Source organism: Acidithiobacillus caldus ATCC 51756, assembly GCF_000175575.2.
Taxonomy (GTDB): domain Bacteria; phylum Pseudomonadota; class Gammaproteobacteria; order Acidithiobacillales; family Acidithiobacillaceae; genus Acidithiobacillus_A; species Acidithiobacillus_A caldus.
The window spans coordinates 296,856-317,063 of the sequence record NZ_CP005986.1 but is presented as its reverse complement, the minus strand read 5'-3'; the positions used below and the strand labels follow the sequence as shown (position 1 = coordinate 317,063).

Sequence of the window (20,208 nt, the reverse complement as noted above, 5' to 3'; positions counted from 1 at the left end):
GGAGGATCATGGACGCGACCGACCAGAAGCGCCTGTTGCGGGAGATGCTCTTCGCCCGCCGCTTTGAGGAGCGCTGTGCAGAGGCTTATCAGGAGCGGCAGATCGGCGGCTTTCTGCATCTCTATCCGGGCCAGGAGGCCTGCGCCATCGGCGTGCTGGAAAAGGCACGTCCCGGCCACGACTATGTGGTCACCGGCTACCGCGACCACATCCACGCCATCAAGTCGGGTGTCGATCCCAAGGCGGTCATGGCCGAGCTCTTCGGCAAGGAAACGGGCTGTTCCAAGGGGCGTGGCGGTTCCATGCACCTCTTCGACCCGGACCGGCGTTTCATGGGCGGCTACGCCCTGGTGGGCGGGCCCTTTCCTTTGGCCGCCGGGTTTGGCAAGGCCATCCAGATGCGCGGTGGCGACGAGATCAGCATCTGCTTCCTGGGCGATGGTGCCAATAATCAGGGCACCTTCCACGAGACCATGAACATGGCGAGCCTCTGGGATCTGCCGGTGCTTTTCGTCTGTGAGAACAACCTCTACGGTATCGGCACGGCCATCGAGCGCGCGACCGTCGAAATCCATCAGTACAAGCGCGTGGCGCCCTATCGTATCGAAGCGGCCCAGTGCGATGGCCAGGATATCGACGTCGTCCTGCAGCACGCCGAGGCGGCCGTGAATTACGTGCGTGAAAAACGCCGTCCCTACTTCCTGGAGCTCATGACCTACCGTCTGCGTGGCCACTCCATGTCCGATTCTGGCGCCTACCGTAGCAAGGACGAGGTGGAACAGTGGGCGCAGCGGGATCCCATTGGCATCTACAAGGCCCGCCTGGTCGCTGCCGGAGTCCTTAGCGAGGCGGATTTCGCTGCCATGGACCAGGCCATCCAGGACGAAATCGAAAAGGAGATCATTCCCTTTGCCGAGCAGAGCCCCGAGCCGGCGGTGGAGGATCTGGAGCGCTATGTGTATGTCGAAGGAGGCTGCAAGGCATGGCAGAACTGAGTTATTGGCAGGCCATCCTGCGCGCCCACGACGAGGAAATGGCACGGGATCCCCTGGTGTTCGCCATGGGCGAGGATATCGGTGTGGCCGGCGGTACCTACAAGGCCACTACGGGCCTCTACGCCAAGTACGGTGAAAAGCGAGTCATCGACACCCCTATCTCGGAAAACAGCTATACCGGGATCGGGGTGGGTGCGGCCATGCTCGGCTGCCGTCCCATCGTCGAAATCATGAGCGTCAACTTCGCCTGGCTCGCCATGGACCAGCTCATGAACAATGCCGCCAAGATCCACTATATGTCCGGCGGGCGAATCCGTTGTCCATTGGTTCTGCGCCTGCCCGGTGGCACCGCCCACCAGTTGGGAGCGCAGCACTCGGCGCGCATGGAGAAGGTGTTCATGGGCGTGCCGGGCTTGCGGGTCGTGACTCCGTCCTCGCCGCGCGACGCCTACGGCCTGCTGAAAAGCGCCGTACGCTGCGACGATCCCGTGGTGGTCATCGAGCACGAGGCCATGTACAACCTCAAGGGCGAGGTTCCGGACGAGGAATACTTCACCGCGCTGGAGGGTGTGGAGGTCGTGCGCCCGGGCAAGGACCTCACCCTCTTCGCCTACAACATCAGTGTGCACTGGGCTCTGGCCGCCGCCGACAAACTGGCCAAGGAGCTCGGTATCGCCGCGGAGGTGGTGGATCTGCGCGCACTCAAACCCCTGGATCGGGCGGGTATTGCCGCCAGCGTGCGCAAGACGCACCGGGCCATCGTGGTGGAAGAAGACGAGGCCCCGGTGGGGGTAGGTGCCGAGGTCATCGCCATCCTCAACGAGGAGTGTTTCTTTGAGCTGGATGCGGCGCCCGTGCGGGTGCATGCCCGGGACGTACCCACCCCCTACAACCGGCGCCTCGAGAAGGCCTCCATCCCCAACGCCGACGACGTCGTCGCGGCGGCGCGCAAACTTCTGGGTCGCTAGGCCGCCGGCGCGGCCAGCCCACCCCTTGTCCTGAGGAATTTGCAGACCATGGCTGAACCCTACGTCATCAAGATGCCCCAGCTTTCGGACACCATGACCGAGGGCGTGCTCGTCTCCTGGGAGAAGCAACCCGGCGATCGAGTGGAACGGGGCGACGTGGTGGCCACCATCGAAACGGACAAGGCCATCATGGACGTGGAGGTATTCCGCTCGGGTTTCCTCGCCGGCCCCCTGGCGGCCGTGGACAGCGTCGTACCCGTTGGGGAAGCCATCGGCTATCTGACGGACACGCCCCAGGGCTCCGTCGACTCCCCGGGCATGGTGACGGCAGATTCAGCGAAATCGACCGACTCGCGCGCCAGGGCGGCGGTAGAGGCGGAGGCGGAATCAGCATCGGTACCGGCACCGGCAGCTTCCGCCGCACCGGCAGAAAACGCATATCCCATCAAGATGCCTCAGCTGTCGGATACCATGACCGAGGGTGTCCTGGTGTCCTGGGAAAAGCAACTGGGAGATCGCGTGGAGCGCGGCGATATCGTCGCCACCGTCGAGACGGACAAGGCCATCATGGATGTGGAGGTTTTCCGCTCGGGCTTCCTTTCCGGGCCCATGCTGAGCGTGGACAGTGTCGTTCCCGTGGGTGAGGCCATGGCCTGGCTGGTGGACAGCGCCGACAAGGTGCAACGCGAGGCTAAGCGGGCCTTGGCGTCCGCCACCGGCGGCGCGGCCAACCGCAGCGTTGGCACGCCCGCCCCGACGCCCGCCACAGCGCCGGTGGTGACCCCCGCGGAACCGGCGCCGGCGGTGCCCAGCGACGGGAGCATTCGCCCCGCACCCCGTCCCCGTGGCGCGAAGGCAACGCCCTATGCCCGGCTTCTGGCGGGCAGCCGCGGGCTGAGTCTGGATGGACTGCGGGGCAGTGGGCCGGACGGCGTCATCGTCGCCGCCGACGTCTCCGCCCAAACCGCCGCCGCGTCCAATGTCGCCGCGGCTGCGGTGGCCGTCCCGGGCGACGGGCGTCCGATGACGGCCATCGAGAAGTCCATCAGCCAGGCCATGACCGCCTCCCTGACCATTCCGGTCTTCCACGTAACCATGCACATCCGTCCCGAGGCCTTGCAGCGTGCGGCCAAAGCCGAGGGCGTCTCCTTTACCGTGGCTCTGGCCAAGGCGGTATCCGAGGCACTGCTGCGACAACCCCGCATCAATGCCGCCTATCAGCATCCGGATCGCATCGTCGAGGGGAGGCCCCACGACATTGGCATCGCTGCCACCACCGAGGACGGCAGCCTCGTGGTGCCGGTCCTGCGCGATCTGGCCAACAAGGATCTCAAGACCCTGCAGGAGGAATGGACACCGCTCTTGGAGCGGGCACGCAAGCGGCGTCTCAGCCCGGCGGATTACCAGCATCCCACCTTCACCATCTCCAATATGGGGATGTACGGCGTCAGCCAGTTTGATGCCATCGTCACCCCGGGAACGGCGGCCATCCTCGCCGTGGCGGCGACGGGGCCGGACGGCATGCCCGTCACCATCAGCGCCGACCATCGCGTGGTGAACGGGGCGGATGCCGCTGCCTTCCTCAAGGATCTCAAGGCGCTGGTGGAGGCGCCGCAGAGCTGGCTTACGGCGAGCGGCCCGGTCATCCCGGAGGGAAACTACGATGTTCAGGTCCTGGTGATCGGCGCGGGTCCGGGAGGAGAGGACTGCGCCCGGGAACTGGCCGAGAACGGTATCCGCGTGGCCATGGTCAACCATGCGCCCCTCCCGGGTGGCGAGTGCCTCTGGCGCGGCTGCATTCCGTCCAAGGCCTGGCGGGCGGCGGCGGACCGCATCCGCGATCGCGTCCACGATGCCGCCATGGGTATCCAGCTGGGTGAGCCGCACCTCGACTGGCAGCAGCTGGAGCAACATCGGCGCAGCATCGTCCAGACCCGCGGCGAAATGGCCTTGAAGACCGACCAAGGCATGAAGATACAGGTTCTGGAGGGACACGCCCGCTTTACTGGGCCCCACAGCGTCGATATCGAGGGCAGGGACGCGCGCACCCTGACTTTTGCTGCTTGCGTCATCGCCGCCGGCGCACCCGCTTTCGTTCCCCCTATTCCCGGCGCCAAGGAAGCCCTGGCGGCGGGTGCCGCCGTCACCTCGGACACCGTCTGGGATCTGACCGCCCCGCCCAAGCGTCTGTGCATCATCGGCGCCGGTGCCATCGGCATGGAAATGGCGCAGATGTTCCACGATTTTGGCGCCGAGGTGACGGTCCTGGAGGCACTTCCGCGCCCCGTGGCCGAAATGGAAGCGGAACTGGCCGAACAACTGATGCGTGCGCTGGCCAAGAACAGCCCGCGGCTACAGGTTTTTACGGATGTGCAGGTAAAGGACATCTCCGGAGAGGCGGGCAACCTCCAGATCCGCTATGGGAAAGGGCAGGAAACGCAGGTGGTAGCGGCAGACCTGCTGCTCATCGCCACCGGCAAACGTCCCGATACCTCCGGACTTGCCCTGGAGCGTGCCGGGGTCCGGCTCGGTGAACGCGGGGCCATAGCCGTGGATACCCGGGGCCAGACCTCGGTACCGCACATCTATGCCGTGGGTGACGTGGTGGGCGGCTACATGCTCGCCCACACCGCCGCCCAGCAGGGACGGGTGGCGGCGGCCAACCTCCTGGGTCACCGCGCCACCTACGAAGCGCGCAAGGACTGCGGTGTCACCTTCACCCGCCCCCAGGTGGCCTTCGTCGGCCTGACGACGGAACAGGCCAAGGCCGCTGGCCTCGACGTCGTGGAAGTCAAAGTACCCATGAGCATCGATGCCAAGGCCATGATGACTGGGGAAACGGACGGCCTGATCAAGATGGTGGCGGAGCGACAGAGCCATCGCATCGTCGGTGTCCACTTCCTGACGGATCACGCCGACACTCTGGTGGGTGAGGCGGTGATGATGGTCAGTGCCGAGCTCACCCTGGAACAGGTGGCGACGGCCATCCATCCGCACCCCACCCAGACGGAACTCTTCGGCGAGATGGCGCGACGGCTGTTGTCCCGCCTGCGCCGCTCGGCACGGGCCAAGGCCTAAGCGAAGTGCCCGTGAGCGAGGGCAAGCGTCCGGCGCCGACGCACCCGTCCCAGATCCTGCCGGGCAGCTTCGTCGAGGGTCTGCGCGGGACGGTTCTGCGTTTTTACGCCAAGATCCTCGACGTCATCGTCGCGGTGATGATCTTTCTCATGCTCCTCACGCTGGTGTTTGCCGTGGCCAGCCTTTTCTGGGACATCTATGGCTCTTTGCGGGATTTCCGACAAGAGGAAGTCATCCGCAGTCTCGTCTCGGATGTCCTCTCCGTCTTTGTCCTCATCGAGCTTTTTCGCACTTTTACCGATTATCTGGAATTTCACCGTATCCGGCTGCGGGTATTGTCGGAAGTGGCCATCGTCTTTGTGCTCCGCGAGCTCTTCATCGGTCTCTACGCCCACCGTCTGGGGCCCCTGGATCTCCTCGCCACGGCCGCCCTCCTGGCCGTGCTCGTGGGGGCGCGCATCGCCGCCGTGCGTTTTACACCCAGGCACGGCGACCTGGACTGAGCGTCGGCGGCTGCGTCCGCCGGGACGGCCCTCCCCTGGGCTGATATTGCAAATGATTACCATTATGATATAGTGTCCCCACGAACTCGTTGGGAGTGTGAGCGTCATGACCCAAGTCCTTTCCCCCCACCGCCTGAGCTCGGCCCGCGCAGGTGAGCAGGTGGAAATCTGTGCCATCCAGACCTCGGCGCAAGAGCGGCGGCGCCTGCTCGGTCTCGGTCTGCGTCCTGGATGCCTGGCACAGATCTGTCAGGGGCCCAATGCCCAGGGCGCCGTCCTTCAAATCGGCAGCGTCCGCATCGCCCTTGGCCGGCCCTGGTTGGAATCCATTGCCGTGCGCCGATTCGGCGGTCCAACGCTCAAGGCGGGGAACAGGCAGGATGACTGAACCCATGTCGCACACGGCCATGGTCGGCGCCCGCGGAGGCCGCCGCATCGCTCTGGTGGGGAATCCCAATAGCGGCAAGACCACCCTCTTCAACGCCCTCACGGGTGCGCACCAGCAGGTGGGCAACTGGCCCGGGGTGACGGTGGAGCGACGGGAGGGGCGGCTGCGTCTGGATTCGGGTGAACTCATCGTGGTCGATCTGCCGGGCGTCTACAGCCTTTTGGGCGGCGGTGGGGTCGATCAGGACATCGCCCGCGCCTACGTGCAGAACGCGCAACTGGACGGCCTCGTGCAGGTGGTGGACGTCGGCCAGTTGCAACGCCACCTGCTCCTTACCCACGAGCTTCTGCACCTGGGTCGCCCTTTGCTGCTGGTTTTGAACATGATGGACGAGGCCCGCGCCCGCCGCGCCGTACCGGATCTCGACCGGCTGCGCCAGCGTCTGGGGGGCATCGCGGTGCTGCCCATGGTTGCTCGCCGCGGCGAGGGGCTTGCGCAACTGCGCGAGGCCCTGGAACGGGATTTTCCGCAGGGCGGCGAGCCCGTTCCTGCCCTCTATCCAGCGGAGCTTGCGCACACCCTGGCCCAATTGGCCGCCCAGACGCCCACACTCGCGGCCCTGGATCGGCTGCGTATCCTGGAAGGGCTGGCGCCGCCGCCGACGGATGCTGAGCCGCATGCTCGCCGGGCCCGTGAGGAGATACGGGCAAAAACCGGAGAGGATGCCGCCGATGCCCTGGCGGCCGCCCGCTTCGCCTGGGCCGAAGACACGGCCCGTGCCGTTTTGCCGGCCACCACCGCCTCTGCCAAAGAGCGCTGGACGCAGCGCCTGGACCGCTGGATCCTCCACCCGGTCATCAGCGTGCCCATCTTTCTCGGGGTCCTCTATGCCCTCCTGGTGGCAAGCTTCAACGCCGGTGCGATCTTCCAGGATTTCTTCGAGGACGGCAGCAAGGCCATTCTGGTCCACGGCTTGGGCCATCTGCTCCTCGACGCGGGCCTTCCCGACTGGGGCGTACAGGCTTTGGCGGGGGGATTTGGGGGTGGGGTGAGCATCGTCTTGAGCTTCGTGCCGCCCATTGCCTTCACCTTTCTCTTGCTCGCCGCGCTGGAGGATTCGGGATACCTCGCGCGGGCAGCCTTTGTCATGGATCGTTTCTTCCGCCATCTCGGCCTGCCGGGCACGGCCATGGTACCCATGGTCATCGGCTTTGGCTGCAACGTGCCGGCAATCCTCGCCACACGCACCATCGAGGATCCGCGGGCGCGGGTAATCGCGGCCTTGATGCAGCCCTTCATGTCCTGCTCGGCACGCCTGGCGGTGTACCTGGCCTTTGCCGCCGTCTTTTTTCGGGGCTACGGCGGGCAGGTGGTCTTCGCCTTGTATCTCACGGGTATTCTGGCGGCCGTGCTGACGGCCTGGCTGTTGCGGCGGGGTCCCCTGCCCGGGGCAGAGCGGCCCCTGGCACTGGAACTGCCGCCCTACCGTTGGCCGGGACTGCGCAGCGTCGCCCTGCACGCCTGGCACCGCCTGCGCGTCTTCGTGATGCGGGTGGGTAAAGTCATCGCCGTGCTCGGCGCCATTCTCCTGCTCCTGCCGGGTATCGGCTGGGTGGATGGTGGCCTGCGCAGCACCGATATGGAGCACTCCCTGCTGGCCCAGGGCAGCCGGACTCTGACCGTCGTCTTCGCTCCCATGGGCATCGGTACGGAGCAATGGCCGGCGGTGGCGGGACTCGTCGCCGGCGCTCTGGTCAAGGAAGTGGTGATCGGTGTGATGAACGGCATCTATCAGCGCCAGGGGGAGACGGACCTCATGACCGCCTATCGCGATCCCGACCTCGGCGCCGAGCTGCGCGCCGCCCTCGCCACCATTCCGGCCCACGGGCAGGAATTCCTGCACAATCTCACCGACCCTCTGGGCTTTGCCTCTATCGGCGATCGGGCCGCGAGCGCCGCTGCCGCGGGTGCCGATGAGGCCACCCTCAAAGGGCTCACGGCAGGCTTCACGGATCTATCGGCCTTCGCGTATCTGCTCTTTGTCCTGCTCTACCTGCCCTGCGCCAGCACCTTTGCCGCCCTACGCCGGGAAATTGGACGTCCCTGGGCCTGGTTTTCTGTCTTCTACGGTCTTGCGACGGCCTGGATCGCCGCTGGCAGCGTCTATCAGCTGGGGACCTTTGCCCGACACCCAGGCCAATCCCTCGCCTGGCTGGCCATGGTGCTCGCGCTGATCGCCCTGTTCTGGTGGCAGTGGCGGCGTTACGGTCGCCGCGTCCAAGGCAAGACCCCTAGCCATGGGCTTGCGCAAAGACCATGATGAGCCCCCTGTTCCGCGTCCGCGATGCCTTGCGTGCCCGCCCCCTGAGCTTGGCGGAGCTGAGCCTCGCCACGGGCCTCGATGCCGACTCCACCGCCCTGGCACTGGCGCACTGGCGCCGGCGCAAAAGCGTACGCCGGATCTTTGCCCTCGGTCCTTCCACCAACCCGGCATCGTCCTGCGCCAGCCGCTGCACCGCCTGCAGCGGCCGTGCCGGGAACGATGCCAGCGCGCAAGCCCCGGCGCCGGCACGCTTTGTCTGGGTGGACCGTGACCAAACTTGACGACGGCGGCCATGGACGAGCAAACTAGTCGGGTATTGGCACATTAGAGCGCTATGGCGCGGGAGAACACCTTCATGAGCACTGCAACGGAAAGCATGACCAACCTGAGCGAGCTGCCGCCCGTCATGACCCTGACCACCAATGCGGCGGAGAAGATCAAGTCCCTCATCGAGGAGGAGGGCTCTGCGGATCTCAAGCTGCGGGTCTTTGTCACCGGTGGCGGTTGCTCGGGCTTTCAGTATGGCTTCACCTTTGACGAGAACGTCAACGACGGCGACACGGAAGTGGAGCAGCATGGGGTTACCCTGCTGGTGGACCCCATGAGCTACCAGTACCTGGTGGGTGCCGAGATCGACTACAGCGAGGGCCTGGAGGGCGCCCAGTTCGTCATCAAGAACCCCAACGCCACCACCACCTGCGGCTGCGGCTCCTCCTTCTCGGCCTAAGCCCGAGACACCGGGGGAGGCGTTCCCGTCTCCCCATCTCCTCCCGTTCTGGGGTATCATCCGGCCTTTGGCTGCGTTGAGGGGTCCTTATGGCCGAAACATCCGTTGCCCCTGGTCTCGAGGGCATTGCCGCCACCTGCTCCAGCATTTCCGAAATCGACGGGCAGGCCGGGCGCCTCTCCTACCGCGGCTATCCCATCGACGAGCTCGTGGAGCACAGCAGCTTCGAGGAAGTGGCCCTGCTGTTGCTGGACGGCGAGCTGCCCAGCGCCGAGGTTCTGGAACGTTTCGACCGCGGTCTACGCAGTCATCGCCAGGTCAAGTACAACGTCCGCGAGATCATGAAGTTCATGCCCGTCACCGGGCATCCCATGGATATGCTCCACTGCGCCGTGGCCAGTCTCGGCATGTTCTATCCCCAGCAGGAGCTGTCCGACAGCGAACGGGAAAACGTGTCGCACCTGGACGCCATGGCCATGCGCATCATCGCCCGCATTCCCACCATCGTCGCCATGTGGGAACAGATGCGCTACGGCAACGATCCTTTGCCGCCGCGGGCCGACCTCAACCACGCCGCCAATTTTCTGTACATGCTGACGGGCTCCGAGCCGGACCCACTGCACGCCCGTATCCTCGATGCCTGCCTCATTCTGCATGCGGAGCACACCATCAACGCCAGCACCTTCTCGGTTCTGGTGACGGCATCGACCTTGACCAACCCCTATCACGTCATCGCCGGCGCCATCGGCACCCTGGCCGGCCCACTGCACGGGGGCGCCAACCAGAAGGTCATCGAAATGCTCGAAAGCATCGGCCGGGTGGAGAAGGTGGCAAGCTTCCTGGACGAGCGCCTGGCACGCAAGGAAAAAATCTGGGGCTTCGGGCATCGCGTCTACAAGACCCGCGACCCCCGCGCCGTTCTCCTCATGGGGATGATGCAGCGTCTGGCCGAGGCCGGCAATCTACGCCACAGCCAGCTCTTTGACGTGGCCCTGGAGTTGGAGCGTCAGGCCAGTGAGCGGCTGGGTCCCAAGGGCATTCACGCCAACGTGGACTTTTATTCCGGCATCCTCTACCACGAGATGGGTATCCGCAGCGATCTGTTCACGCCCATCTTTGCCATGGCCCGCTCGGCGGGTTGGCTGGCCCACTGGCGCGAGCAGCTGGCGGACAATCGGATTTTTCGTCCGACCCAGGTATATACCGGCGCCGGACCGCGGCATTATCCGCGTGGGCCGTCCCGGGGTCAAAACCCATGATCGGCGTAATGGGCACGGCGCCGCGTCTGGCGACGGATCGCGTCGAAGCGCTCCTGTCCCTGGAACAGCACCTGATCACGGAGCAGTGCGCCATCGAACGTTGGTTTCGCTGTCAGTGGCAAAAAACACCACCGCCTTTCTACGCCTCCGTGGACTTGCGCAATGCCGGCTTCAAGCTCGCGCCCATCGACACCAACCTTTTTCCGGCGGGCTTCAACAACCTCAACCCGGAATATGCGCCTTTGTATGTAAGCGCGGTGCAGCACTACCTTGCCCAATACCATCCGGGACTGGAGCGGGTACTGCTGCTGCCCGAGAACCACACCCGCAACGGTTTCTACCTGGAAAACGTGGCGCGGCTGGCGGAACTTCTGGAGCAGGCGGGTCTGAACGTGCGGGTGGCCTCCCTGAGGGGGGAGGCTCAGGAGCTGGAATTACCCTCGGGTGGTCGGCTGCGCCTGGAGGCCCTAGAACGCCACGGCGATCATCTGCAGGCGGGGGATTTCCTGCCCGAGCTCATCCTCCTCAACAACGATCTTTCGGGCGGGACGCCGCCTCTGCTGGAGGGTCTTGCCCAGACCATTCTGCCGCCCCTGGCCGCCGGCTGGCGTACCCGGCGCAAGAGCCAGCACTTCGCCCATTACCGGCGTCTGGCGCAGGAACTGGGTGAGGTCATCGACATCGATCCCTGGCTCATCGACCCCATATTCCGGCGCTGTCAGGGTATCGACTTCATGCGCGCCGAAGGTCGCGACTGCCTGGTCGCCAACGTCAACGCGGTGTTGGACGCCATCCGCGAGCGCTATGCCCATTACGGTATCCAGGCGCGCCCCTTCGTCATCGTCAAAGCCGATGCCGGAACCTACGGCATGGGCGTGATGACCGCCTATTCCGGTGAAGAATTCCTGGAGCTCAACCGCAAGGCGCGCACACGCATGGCCAAGAGCAAGGAGGGCCTGCCCGTGAGCGACGTCTTCATTCAGGAGGGGGTCTACACCTACGAGCGCACGGCCGAAAACGCCGTGGCCGAACCGGTGGTGTACCTGGTGGGGCAGCAGGTGCTGGGCGGCTTCTATCGCGTGCATCGCGAGCGCGGCGAAGACGAGAACCTCAACGCGCCGGGAGCCCACTTCGAACCCATGGCCTTTGCCGAGACAGGGGTCAACCCCTGCCGCAACTCCCCGCCCGACGCCCCCATCAACCGCTATTATGCCTATGGCGTCATCGCGCGCCTCGCGGTCATGGCGGCGGCTCGGGAGGCGCGCGACTGGAGTACCCAGAGCCGTGCTTGAGGCTGCCGTCCTCATGGACCCCATTGGCGGAATACAACCCGCCAAGGATACGACCTTCGCCATGCTGCTGGCGGGTCAGCGGCGGGGGCATCGTCTGTGGGTGTTTACCCTGGCCGAACTCTGGGTCCGAGACAGTCGGGCCTGGGGACGGCTGTGGCCGGTGGAGGTCTGGGATCGCGCCACGGACTATTATCGCCTGGGCGCGCCCGTCCATCGCCCCCTGGCGGAACTGGATCTCGTGCTGATGCGTAAGGACCCGCCGGTGGATCTGGATTTCTTGCTGGCCTGCCACCTCCTGGACCATGCCGGTACCTGGGTGGTGAACGACCCGCGCAGCCTGCGCGAGGCCAACGAGAAACTCTTTGCCCTGCACTTTCCCGAGTTCCTGCCGGAGCACCTCATCAGCCGCGACATGGCGGCCCTGCGCGCCTTCTTGGGCGAGCACGAGGAGATCGTCGTCAAACCCCTCAATGCGCGGGGTGGCGAGGGTGTTTTCTATCTGCGCCTGGGCGACCCCAACATCGGCAGCATCCTGGAGACGGTGACCCAGTGGGGACGCCATCCCGTCATGGCACAGCGCTACCTGCCGGCCATCCGCGAGGGCGACAAGCGGATTCTGCTGGTGGACGGTGAGCCCATCGCCACGGCCATGCTGCGGGTACCGGCTGCCGATGACTTCCGCGGCAACCTCGTGGCCGGGGCGCAGCCGCAAGCAGCCGATCTGAACGCGCGCGAGCGTGCGATCTGTGCGCGCCTGGGACCGGTGCTGCGCGAGCGTGGGCTCCTCTTCGTGGGGCTCGATGTCATCGGCGGTTATCTCACCGAAATCAACGTGACCAGCCCCACGGGCGCGCGGGAGATCCAGCGCTTCTCGGGCATCGACGCGGCGGATCTCCTATGGCAGCGTCTGGAGCAAGGGGCCTGACGCGATCCCGGGAGCCGTGGGTGTATCTGTCAAAAACCGGTAAAGCAGGTATCATGAGCGCATGAGCTTTTCGTCCCTCAAGAATCACCTTCTCATCGCCATGCCGAATCTGCACGACGGCATGTTCGATCGCAGCGTCATCGTCATCTGCGAGCACAGCCCAGAGGGTGCCATGGGACTGGTCATCAATCGCCTGCTGGATATTTCCCTGGCCAAAGCCCTCGAGGCCGTGAACATCACCCCGCCCGAGGATGCCGCACAAAAACCCGTCTTCTGGGGTGGCCCAGTGCAACCGCAGCACGGCTTCATCCTTCACGAAGGTGCCGGTGACTGGCAGGTGAGCATGGCCGTGGGGGAGGGGCTTTTTTTGACGAGTTCGCCGGATATTCTGATGGCCATAGCCGAGCACCGCGGGCCGGAGCGCTTTCTCCTGGCTCTGGGCTATGCCGGCTGGGGCGAGGGACAGCTAGAACAGGAACTCAGCGAGAACTCCTGGTTACACGGGCCCATTGATCTCAGTGTCCTTTTCGAGCTCCCCCCCGCCGAGCGCTGGCAGGCGGCGGCTCGCGGACTCGGGGTGGACATGCGTCTGCTCAGTGGCGCGGCGGGTCATGCCTGAGGATCCTGCGCAAAGCGCCACTGGTCCTTGGCTTGGCATCGACTACGGCAGTCGTCGCATCGGTTTGGCCATTCTCGCCCACCTAGACATTGCGCCCCGCCCCCTGGGCACCGTGGCCAACGGCGGTGGCGGGCCCGATTGGCCGGCTTTGGAAAAGGTCCTAGCGCAGTGGGCGCCCGTCGCCTGCGTCGTCGGCCTCACCGCCCGCGCCGATGGTACGGAAAGCGCCGTCGCCCGCGGGGCTCGTCACTTTGCGGCAGCGCTCAGCCAACGCTACGGCCTGCCCATCCTCTGGCAGGATGAGCGCCTGAGCAGCGTCACCGCCGCAGTCCGCCTGCGCGAGGCCAGTCCGCGCAAGCGTCGGCAGCGGCTGGCCCTGGACCCCCTAGCGGCCTGCGAGATCCTCCGCGGCTTTCAGAGCGAAAGGTGTCGCGGATGAACTCCTGCTTTGACGTGGATGCCCTCCTGGATACCCTGGCTGGACGGCTCCGGCCACTGGTGGATCCCACGGCGACGGCCATGATCGGGATCTTCACCGGCGGCGTTTGGGTAGCCCATGCCCTGCACCGCCGTCTTGGCCTCGAGCTACCCCTGGGCGAACTGGATATCTCCTTTTACCGCGACGATTTCAGCCGTATCGGACTGCACCCGGAGGTGCGTGCCTCGCGGCTGCCCTTCGATGTGGAGGATCGCGACATTCTGCTGGTGGACGACGTCCTCTACACCGGCCGAACCGTCCGTGCCGCCCTCAACGAGATCTTTGACTACGGTCGGCCACGGCGCATCCGCCTGGTGGTGCTGGTAGACCGCTGCAGCCGGGAACTCCCCATCGCCGCCGACTTCTCGGCCCTGCAATTGCCCCTGGACAGCGGGCAGGAGATCAAGCTCATGGGCCCCGAGCCCTTGCGTCTGGAAATCCAGACGCGGGAGACCCGCGCGTGAACACCCTGCACTTTGGCGACGGCAACCTGCAGTACGATGGCCAGGGACGCCTGCGCCACCTGCTCAGTATCGAGGGCCTGCGGGAGCGAGACCTCCTGCAGATCCTCGATACCACCGAGTCTTTCCTGAGCATCGCCCAACGGACCGTAAAGAAGACACCGACGCTGCGCGGTCGGACGCTGGTGAATCTGTTTTTCGAGAACAGCACTCGTACCCGCAGCACCTTTGAGCTCGCCGCCAAACGCCTATCGGCGGACGTGCTCAACATCAGCGCGAGCCAAAGCAGCACCACCAAGGGCGAAAGCCTGCTCGACACGGTGGACAATCTCATGGCCATGCAGGTGGACGGTTTTATCGTCCGTCATCCGGAGGCGGGGGCCGCGCACCTCCTGGCCCGGCACCTGGGGGAACGGGCTCTGGTGGTGAACGCCGGCGATGGTCAGCACGCCCACCCCACCCAGGCGCTCCTGGACGTCTTCACCATCCGCCGACTGGCGGGACCCGTGGAGCAACAGGTGGTCTGTATCCTGGGTGATGTGCTGCACTCTCGGGTCGCCCGGGCCCTGATCCACGCCCTGTCGATCCTGGGCTGCCCCGAGATCCGGGTGCTGGGGCCGCGCACCCTGGTCCCTCCGGAGTTTGCCAGCCTGGGTGTCCAGGTCCACCACGACCCGCGTGCCGCCCTGCCCGGTGCCAGCATCGTCTACGCCCTGCGGCTGCAGCGGGAGCGCATGGAAAGCCACCGTCTGCCCAGCCTCGATGAGTTTCATCGCCGCTTTGGCCTCACCCCGGAGCGATTGGCGCTGGCTGCACCCGGCGCCCTGGTGCTGCACCCGGGCCCCATCAACCGGGGTGTGGAAATCGCCAGCACCGTCGTGGATGGACCGCAGTCCGTGGTGCTGGCCCAGGTGGAGCATGGGCTGGCGGTGCGTATGGCCGTTCTCAGTCTGCTTGCGGGGGTCCCTGGCCATGAAGACTGAAGCCCGCCTCATTCGCGGCGCACGTCTGCTGGACCCGAGCACGGGTTTTGACGGCGTTGCCGACCTTGCCATCGCCAAGGGCCGGATTCTGGCCGTGGGCGATATTCCCCGCGACTTCTCAGCGACGGAGGTCGTCGATGCCCACGGCTGCTGCCTTTGTCCCGGCTTCATCGAGACGAGCTTCCAGGGGCATACCCCAGGCTCCGGGCGCGACGGCGACCTCGGTTCGGAGCTGCGGGCCGCGGCGGCGGGCGGCTTCACCCGCGTACTCCTGCGCCCCGATACCCAGCCCGTCGCCGATACGCCCGGGGTGATTCGGGAACAACTGGCCCAGGCAGAAGCCGTCGGCCTCATCCGCGTCATGCCCTGCGCAGCGCTGACACCCAAGCTCGATGGTCGTGGGCTCTGCGAGATGTCCGCCTTGCTGGAGGCGGGTGCCGTCGCCTTCGGTCAGGCCCAGCGCAGTGTCGAAGACGCCCAGATCCTGCGCCTGGCCCTTGCCTACGCCGCCGACTTTGACCGTACCGTTCTGCTGCACCCGGAAGACTCGCGTCTGGCGGCGGATGGTGTGGTGGATGAGGGCCCGTTGAGCCTACGTCTCGGACTTACCGGGCGGGCCCGTGCCGCCGAGGACATCGGTCTGTATCGCGATCTCGAGATCGCGCGACTCGTCGGCGCACGGGTGCACTTTCCCACCCTGAGCAGTGCCACGGCCGTCGCCCAGCTTGCCGCGGCGCAGGCGGCGGGACAGGCGGTTACGGCCGGGGTGAGCATCCACCACCTGCTCCTCACGAGCCAGGATATCGGTAACTTCAATACCCACGCCAAGATCCTGCCACCGCTGCGGGACGCCCGCCAGCAGGAGGGGTTGCGTCGGGCACTGGCGCGCGGCACCCTGTCGGTGCTGTCGGCGCAGCACGAGCCACGCGGGCCGGATCACGGGAACGCCACCATGGCGGCAGCCCCCTTTGGCATCGCCGCCATCGAGTACCTGCTGCCCCTATCCCTGAATCTGGTACGGGCAGGCGTGCTCTCTCTGCTGCAACTGGTGCAGCGCCTCACCACGGGGCCGGCTACGGCCCTGGGTCTGCCGCCGCCCAGCCTGGCCCCGGGAGCGTCTGCGGATCTCTGCGTCTTTGATCCGGAATACGCCTGGGAGGCACCGGCAAAAGGCTGGAGCGCGGGAGACAACCATCCCTACCGCCAGTGGGAGCTGCGCGGGGCCGTACGGCTGACCCTGCGGGATGGGCGCATCGTCCATCGCCGGGAGCCATGAACCTGCGTCCCAATTCCATCTCCCGCCTGGTGGTAGTGGGCTTTGGCCTTGCCATCATTCCGCTGGTGCTGGTCATCGTTAGCGTGACCATTGCCATTGCCCACTTTGCCGAGGAGGGACAGGCGGGCATTCTGCGGGCAGTGGCCCTCAGCGACTCGGCCAACCGCATGAGCAGCGCCGTGCGCTCCATGGAGCGCTACGGGCTGCAGTACACGGTGCTGCAGGATTCCGCCCTGCTCGTGCTCTTTCAGCAGAGCTATGAGGAATATCGGGATGTCAGCGCTCGCTTTCGCAAGGCCGCTCCCACCAAGACCGATCTCGCTCGCCTGAACCGCCTCGACGCCCATCTGCGCCAGGCGCGCCGCCTGCTCCCCGTCGCCGCCCTGGAGGGCAACCGCAGTGCCCTGGAAAGCGAATTCAGCCGCGCCAACGGCGAGGTGCAGCGCCTGCAGAGCGACGTCAACGACGGCATCAGTTCCGAAGTGGCCAAACTCGGCACCCGGGCCTTGGCCATCAAACGCCTGACCATCCTCGAAGTACTCCTGGTGCTGCCACTGTCCATTGCCGTGGCCCTCTTTTTCATCGTCCTCATCACCCGCCCCATCCGTCGCCTGGACCACGCCATAACTGGCCTTGGCGCGGGCGATCTGGACAGCCCCATCCGCGTCAACGGCCCGCGAGACATCGCCAGCCTGGGCGACCGCCTGGAGTGGCTGCGGCAGCGCCTGGGCGAGCTGGAGGCGGCCAAGATCCACTTTCTGCGGCAGCTTTCCCACGAGCTGAAGACGCCCCTCACGGCAATTCGCGAAGGCGCCGAGCTCCTGCAAGAGGACCTGGGTCATGAACTGGATCCCGAGCAGCGCGAGATCGTCCACATCGTCCGCGACAATAGCCTGCGCCTGCAACGCCTGATCGAGGATCTCCTGCGCTTCAGCATCGCCGAAGGGCCGGTGGCGGCCGGGATGCAGCAGGATGTGCGTCTGGACGCGCTCCTGGAAGAGCTCACGCAGAGCTACAAACCGGTGCTGCGCAGCAAGAACCTGCGGCTGGACATGGAACTTGCCCCGCTTCTGGTCGCCGGTCATCGCGATCGGCTGCGCACCATCTGCGACAATCTCTTGTCCAATGCGGTGAAGTTCTCGCCCCAAGGGACTACCATACGCCTGCGGCTGCAGCCCGTGGACGGGGATGCCGTCCTCGACGTCATGGACGCTGGCCCCGGGGTGACGCCCGAGGAGCGCGAAAAGATCTTTGATATCCTCTACCGCGGCAGTGCCAGCGGTCAGGGGAAAGTGGAAGGCAGTGGCCTGGGGCTTGCCATTGCCAGAGAATACGTTACGAGCTACGGGGGAAGTCTTGAAATTGTCGATTCCGATGGTCCCGGTGCGCATTTCCGGTGTCGTTTGCCGATGGCGCCCGAGTCTCGTCCTGATGCTGGCACTGACCAGTCTCAGCGGCTGCGCAAACCTGCCGAGCGAGAAACCCAAGCCCCCTAGCGTGGTCCTCGCTCCCGGAGAAGTGGTCGTGTCCGCCAGTCGTCTCGCCGCCCTCGAAGCCAAGGTGGCGGAGCTGGAGAAGGCGCCAGCGCCCACCGCCGACTGCCGATCGGCCCAGAGCGAGGCCAGCAATCTGGCGCGCCAGCTGGCCGCCGCGCGCGCCGGCGACCCCGGCTATCAGAAACTGGAGGCCAAGGTGAACGACCTGCAAAACCGATTGAGCCAGGCGCTGCAGCGTGAGGGTGAGCTGCGCAAGAAGCTGAATGAGCTGGTCCAGATCGAAAAAAACGCCCGCGTACCCCAGGGAAACTGAAAACGCATGGACAAGGGAAAGATCCTTCTCGTAGATGACGATGCCGATCTGCTGCGGCTGCTGTCTTTGCGCATGAAAAGTGCAGGCTACGCCATCCTCACTGCCGCCAATGGCAGCGAGGCCCTGTCGGTGCTGGCCATGGAACATCCGGGCCTGGTCATCACCGACCTCAAGATGGACGAGATGGACGGCATGGCCCTGCTGGATGCCATCCGCCGCGATTATCCCACCCTGCCGGTGATCATCCTGACGGCGCACGGCTCCATCCCCGATGCCCTCGTCGCCGCCGATCAGGGGGTTTTCGCCTTTCTGACCAAGCCCTTCGACGGCAAGGATCTGATGGCTCAGGTGGAACGCGCCTTCAATCTCACGGCGGCCAGTACCGGCAGCCGCAAGACCTCGGACCTGGGTTTCGAGCGTATCCTCACCCGCAGCCCGCGCATGCAGGCGGTGCTGGATCAGGCGCGACTGGTGGCGGCATCGGACGCCAGCGTCTTCATTCACGGTGCCAGCGGCACGGGTAAGGAACTCCTGGCCCAGGCCATTCACCAGTCTAGCCCGCGCCGCAACAAGCCCTTCGTCGCCGTCAATTGCGGCGCCTTTCCCGAGCAACTGCTGGAGTCGGAACTCTTCGGCCACAAGAAGGGGGCCTTCACCGGGGCGGCCAGCAATCACGTGGGCCTCTTTCAGGCCGCCGATGGCGGGACCCTGTTTCTGGACGAAATCGGCGACATGCCTCTGGCGCTGCAGGTCAAGCTCTTGCGGGCACTGCAGGAGCGCGTGGTACGACCCGTGGGAGCCACGGAGAGTATTCCGGTGGACGTTCGGGTAATCTCGGCAAGTCACCGCGATCTCGAAAAGGAAATGGCGGAACGGCGCTTTCGCGACGACCTCTACTATCGTCTGTGCGTGGTTACGCTGGAGTTGCCGTCCCTGGCGGAACGGCCCGAAGATATCCCCCTGCTGGCGGAGTTCTTTCTCCGCGACACCGCCAGCAAGAACCGTAAGGACGTGCGCGGCATTGCTCCCGAGGCCATGGAACTCCTGGTGGCTGCTCCCTGGCCCGGTAACGTCCGCCAGTTGGCCAACGTCATCGAGCAGGCCGTGGTCCTGTCCACCACACCCCGTATCGGTGCACCCCTCATCCGCCACGCCCTGCGCGACCGCGAGGGAGAGGTGCTTCCCCTGGCCGATGCCAAGGGTCGTTTCGAGATGAATTACCTCATCCAGATCATGCGCATGACCCGTGGCAATGTGAGCCAGGCGGCACAGCTGGCGCAACGCAACCGCACCGAATTCTACCGCCTGCTGCGGCGCTACCACCTGGATCCGGCAGCCTTCAAGGAAGAAGATTCGGACTGATCCTTGGCAGCGGCGGCATGCCGCGCTATGGTAGGGGCTGGAGGTATGCCCCATGCCCGCATCCAACGTGCTGGATATCCTTGGCGTCATCATCGCCGTCGCGGTTCTGCTCTTTCTGGCCGTCGCCTTCACTTACCTCGTCGCGCCGCAGTTTCTCGATCGCCGCCTGCGGGGCCTCGGCCTGCATCGGGGCATCGGCGTACTCACCGCCGCCAATGTCTTCCGTGCCCTGGGCAAGCTCGGCGGCTTCATGGTGCTGCTTGGGGTCATCACCCTGGCCATGGTCTGGTTCAATGCCTGGCCGCGGGGTTGGCTCATACCCGCCATTCAGGAGCTGGTGATGGCGGCCATACTCTTGGGTGTCGGCTATTTCGGCAGTCGTGGCCCCTCGGGCAAGGCCTGAAGGGCAACCGTCCGGCCATGTGCCGGGCAATGGAATTTCAGGAGGATTCATCGTGCACGATCCTAAACGCTCCCTACCTTTGGCTTCCCTCTTCGCCCTGAGCCTCGGGGCTCTGCCGGCAGCCAGTCTCGCAGCCATGCCTGCGCCGGCGGCGTCCACCACCATGCAGAGCAGCAAGAACATGACGGAAGGCGGCTGCTCTCGGTCCATGAGCACGAAAATGGGTGAGGGCGGCTGCTCCCGCTCCATGGCGCCGGAGGGACATTGTGTCAGCGCTGCGGCCATCAAGGCACACGGCGGCAATTGCGGCAAGCACTACATGGACACGCACAACATGGCCATGCCCGAGGACAACTGAG

Annotated in this window: 21 protein-coding genes; all 21 read left to right on the top strand. The window is 65.5% G+C overall.

The window, feature by feature from the left end; translation table 11 throughout:
- Positions 1 to 8 precede the first annotated feature (8 nt).
- On the top strand, positions 9 to 995 hold the full coding sequence (gene pdhA, locus ACAty_RS01575; protein WP_004870308.1) for a pyruvate dehydrogenase (acetyl-transferring) E1 component subunit alpha: 987 nt from the start codon (positions 9 to 11) through the stop codon (positions 993 to 995).
- On the top strand, positions 983 to 1,963 hold the full coding sequence (locus tag ACAty_RS01570; protein WP_004870307.1) for an alpha-ketoacid dehydrogenase subunit beta: 981 nt from the start codon (positions 983 to 985) through the stop codon (positions 1,961 to 1,963). Before pdhA ends, ACAty_RS01570 begins: the two co-directional genes overlap by 13 nt.
- A 48-nt stretch (positions 1,964 to 2,011) precedes the next feature.
- Complete coding sequence (locus ACAty_RS01565) at positions 2,012 to 5,041, top strand: FAD-dependent oxidoreductase (RefSeq protein WP_038471495.1); 3,030 nt, start codon at positions 2,012 to 2,014, stop codon at positions 5,039 to 5,041.
- Positions 5,042 to 5,052: 11 nt separating this feature from the next.
- The gene (locus ACAty_RS01560) at positions 5,053 to 5,544 is read left to right on the top strand and encodes a phosphate-starvation-inducible PsiE family protein (RefSeq protein ID WP_193787413.1); all 492 of its coding nucleotides are present in this window, start codon (positions 5,053 to 5,055) and stop codon (positions 5,542 to 5,544) included.
- 106 nt (positions 5,545 to 5,650) lie between these two features.
- A complete protein-coding gene (locus ACAty_RS01555) occupies positions 5,651 to 5,932 on the top strand; it encodes a FeoA domain-containing protein (protein ID WP_004873242.1) in 282 nt (93 codons plus the stop codon).
- Entirely contained in the window at positions 5,925 to 8,252 is a 2,328-nt protein-coding gene (feoB, locus tag ACAty_RS01550; RefSeq protein WP_226824213.1) for a ferrous iron transport protein B, read from the top strand. The genes ACAty_RS01555 and feoB overlap by 8 nt, the downstream gene beginning before the upstream one ends.
- Entirely contained in the window at positions 8,249 to 8,536 is a 288-nt protein-coding gene (locus tag ACAty_RS01545) for a hypothetical protein (protein WP_004873240.1), read from the top strand. Before feoB ends, ACAty_RS01545 begins: the two co-directional genes overlap by 4 nt.
- A gap of 74 nt (positions 8,537 to 8,610) precedes the next feature.
- A complete protein-coding gene (gene erpA, locus ACAty_RS01540) occupies positions 8,611 to 8,982 on the top strand; it encodes an iron-sulfur cluster insertion protein ErpA (protein ID WP_004873239.1) in 372 nt (123 codons plus the stop codon).
- 89 nt (positions 8,983 to 9,071) lie between these two features.
- Entirely contained in the window at positions 9,072 to 10,241 is a 1,170-nt protein-coding gene (locus tag ACAty_RS01535) for a citrate synthase (protein WP_004873238.1), read from the top strand.
- Entirely contained in the window at positions 10,238 to 11,533 is a 1,296-nt protein-coding gene (gene gshA, locus ACAty_RS01530) for a glutamate--cysteine ligase (protein WP_014002209.1), read from the top strand. Before ACAty_RS01535 ends, gshA begins: the two co-directional genes overlap by 4 nt.
- A complete protein-coding gene (gene gshB, locus ACAty_RS01525) occupies positions 11,526 to 12,458 on the top strand; it encodes a glutathione synthase (RefSeq protein WP_004873236.1) in 933 nt (310 codons plus the stop codon). The genes gshA and gshB overlap by 8 nt, the downstream gene beginning before the upstream one ends.
- Positions 12,459 to 12,519: 61 nt before the next feature.
- Positions 12,520 to 13,077 (top strand): YqgE/AlgH family protein, encoded by a 558-nt coding sequence (locus tag ACAty_RS01520; protein WP_004873235.1) that lies wholly within the window; start codon positions 12,520 to 12,522, stop codon positions 13,075 to 13,077.
- Positions 13,070 to 13,516, top strand: a complete 447-nt coding sequence (gene ruvX, locus ACAty_RS01515) for a Holliday junction resolvase RuvX (RefSeq protein ID WP_004873234.1) — start codon at positions 13,070 to 13,072, stop codon at positions 13,514 to 13,516. The genes ACAty_RS01520 and ruvX overlap by 8 nt, the downstream gene beginning before the upstream one ends.
- Positions 13,513 to 14,019, top strand: coding sequence for a bifunctional pyr operon transcriptional regulator/uracil phosphoribosyltransferase PyrR (gene pyrR / locus ACAty_RS01510; protein ID WP_004873233.1), 507 nt, complete (start codon positions 13,513 to 13,515; stop codon positions 14,017 to 14,019). Before ruvX ends, pyrR begins: the two co-directional genes overlap by 4 nt.
- Positions 14,016 to 14,999, top strand: a complete 984-nt coding sequence (locus tag ACAty_RS01505) for an aspartate carbamoyltransferase catalytic subunit (protein ID WP_004873232.1) — start codon at positions 14,016 to 14,018, stop codon at positions 14,997 to 14,999. The genes pyrR and ACAty_RS01505 overlap by 4 nt, the downstream gene beginning before the upstream one ends.
- Positions 14,989 to 16,275, top strand: coding sequence for a dihydroorotase (locus ACAty_RS01500; RefSeq protein WP_038471490.1), 1,287 nt, complete (start codon positions 14,989 to 14,991; stop codon positions 16,273 to 16,275). The genes ACAty_RS01505 and ACAty_RS01500 overlap by 11 nt, the downstream gene beginning before the upstream one ends.
- On the top strand, positions 16,272 to 17,771 hold the full coding sequence (locus ACAty_RS01495) for a HAMP domain-containing sensor histidine kinase (RefSeq protein ID WP_004870287.1): 1,500 nt from the start codon (positions 16,272 to 16,274) through the stop codon (positions 17,769 to 17,771). The genes ACAty_RS01500 and ACAty_RS01495 overlap by 4 nt, the downstream gene beginning before the upstream one ends.
- A 28-nt stretch (positions 17,772 to 17,799) precedes the next feature.
- Entirely contained in the window at positions 17,800 to 18,084 is a 285-nt protein-coding gene (locus ACAty_RS01490) for a hypothetical protein (RefSeq protein ID WP_004870285.1), read from the top strand.
- Positions 18,085 to 18,090: 6 nt separating this feature from the next.
- Positions 18,091 to 19,446 carry a sigma 54-interacting transcriptional regulator gene (locus tag ACAty_RS01485; RefSeq protein WP_004870283.1) on the top strand — a complete coding sequence of 452 codons (1,356 nt, stop codon included), beginning with the start codon at positions 18,091 to 18,093 and terminating at the stop codon, positions 19,444 to 19,446.
- A 52-nt stretch (positions 19,447 to 19,498) separates the two neighbouring features.
- Positions 19,499 to 19,849 carry a hypothetical protein gene (locus tag ACAty_RS01480; protein ID WP_004870280.1) on the top strand — a complete coding sequence of 117 codons (351 nt, stop codon included), beginning with the start codon at positions 19,499 to 19,501 and terminating at the stop codon, positions 19,847 to 19,849.
- Positions 19,850 to 19,901: 52 nt separating this feature from the next.
- The gene (locus tag ACAty_RS01475) at positions 19,902 to 20,207 is read left to right on the top strand and encodes a hypothetical protein (protein ID WP_004870278.1); all 306 of its coding nucleotides are present in this window, start codon (positions 19,902 to 19,904) and stop codon (positions 20,205 to 20,207) included.
- Position 20,208 lies beyond the last annotated feature (1 nt).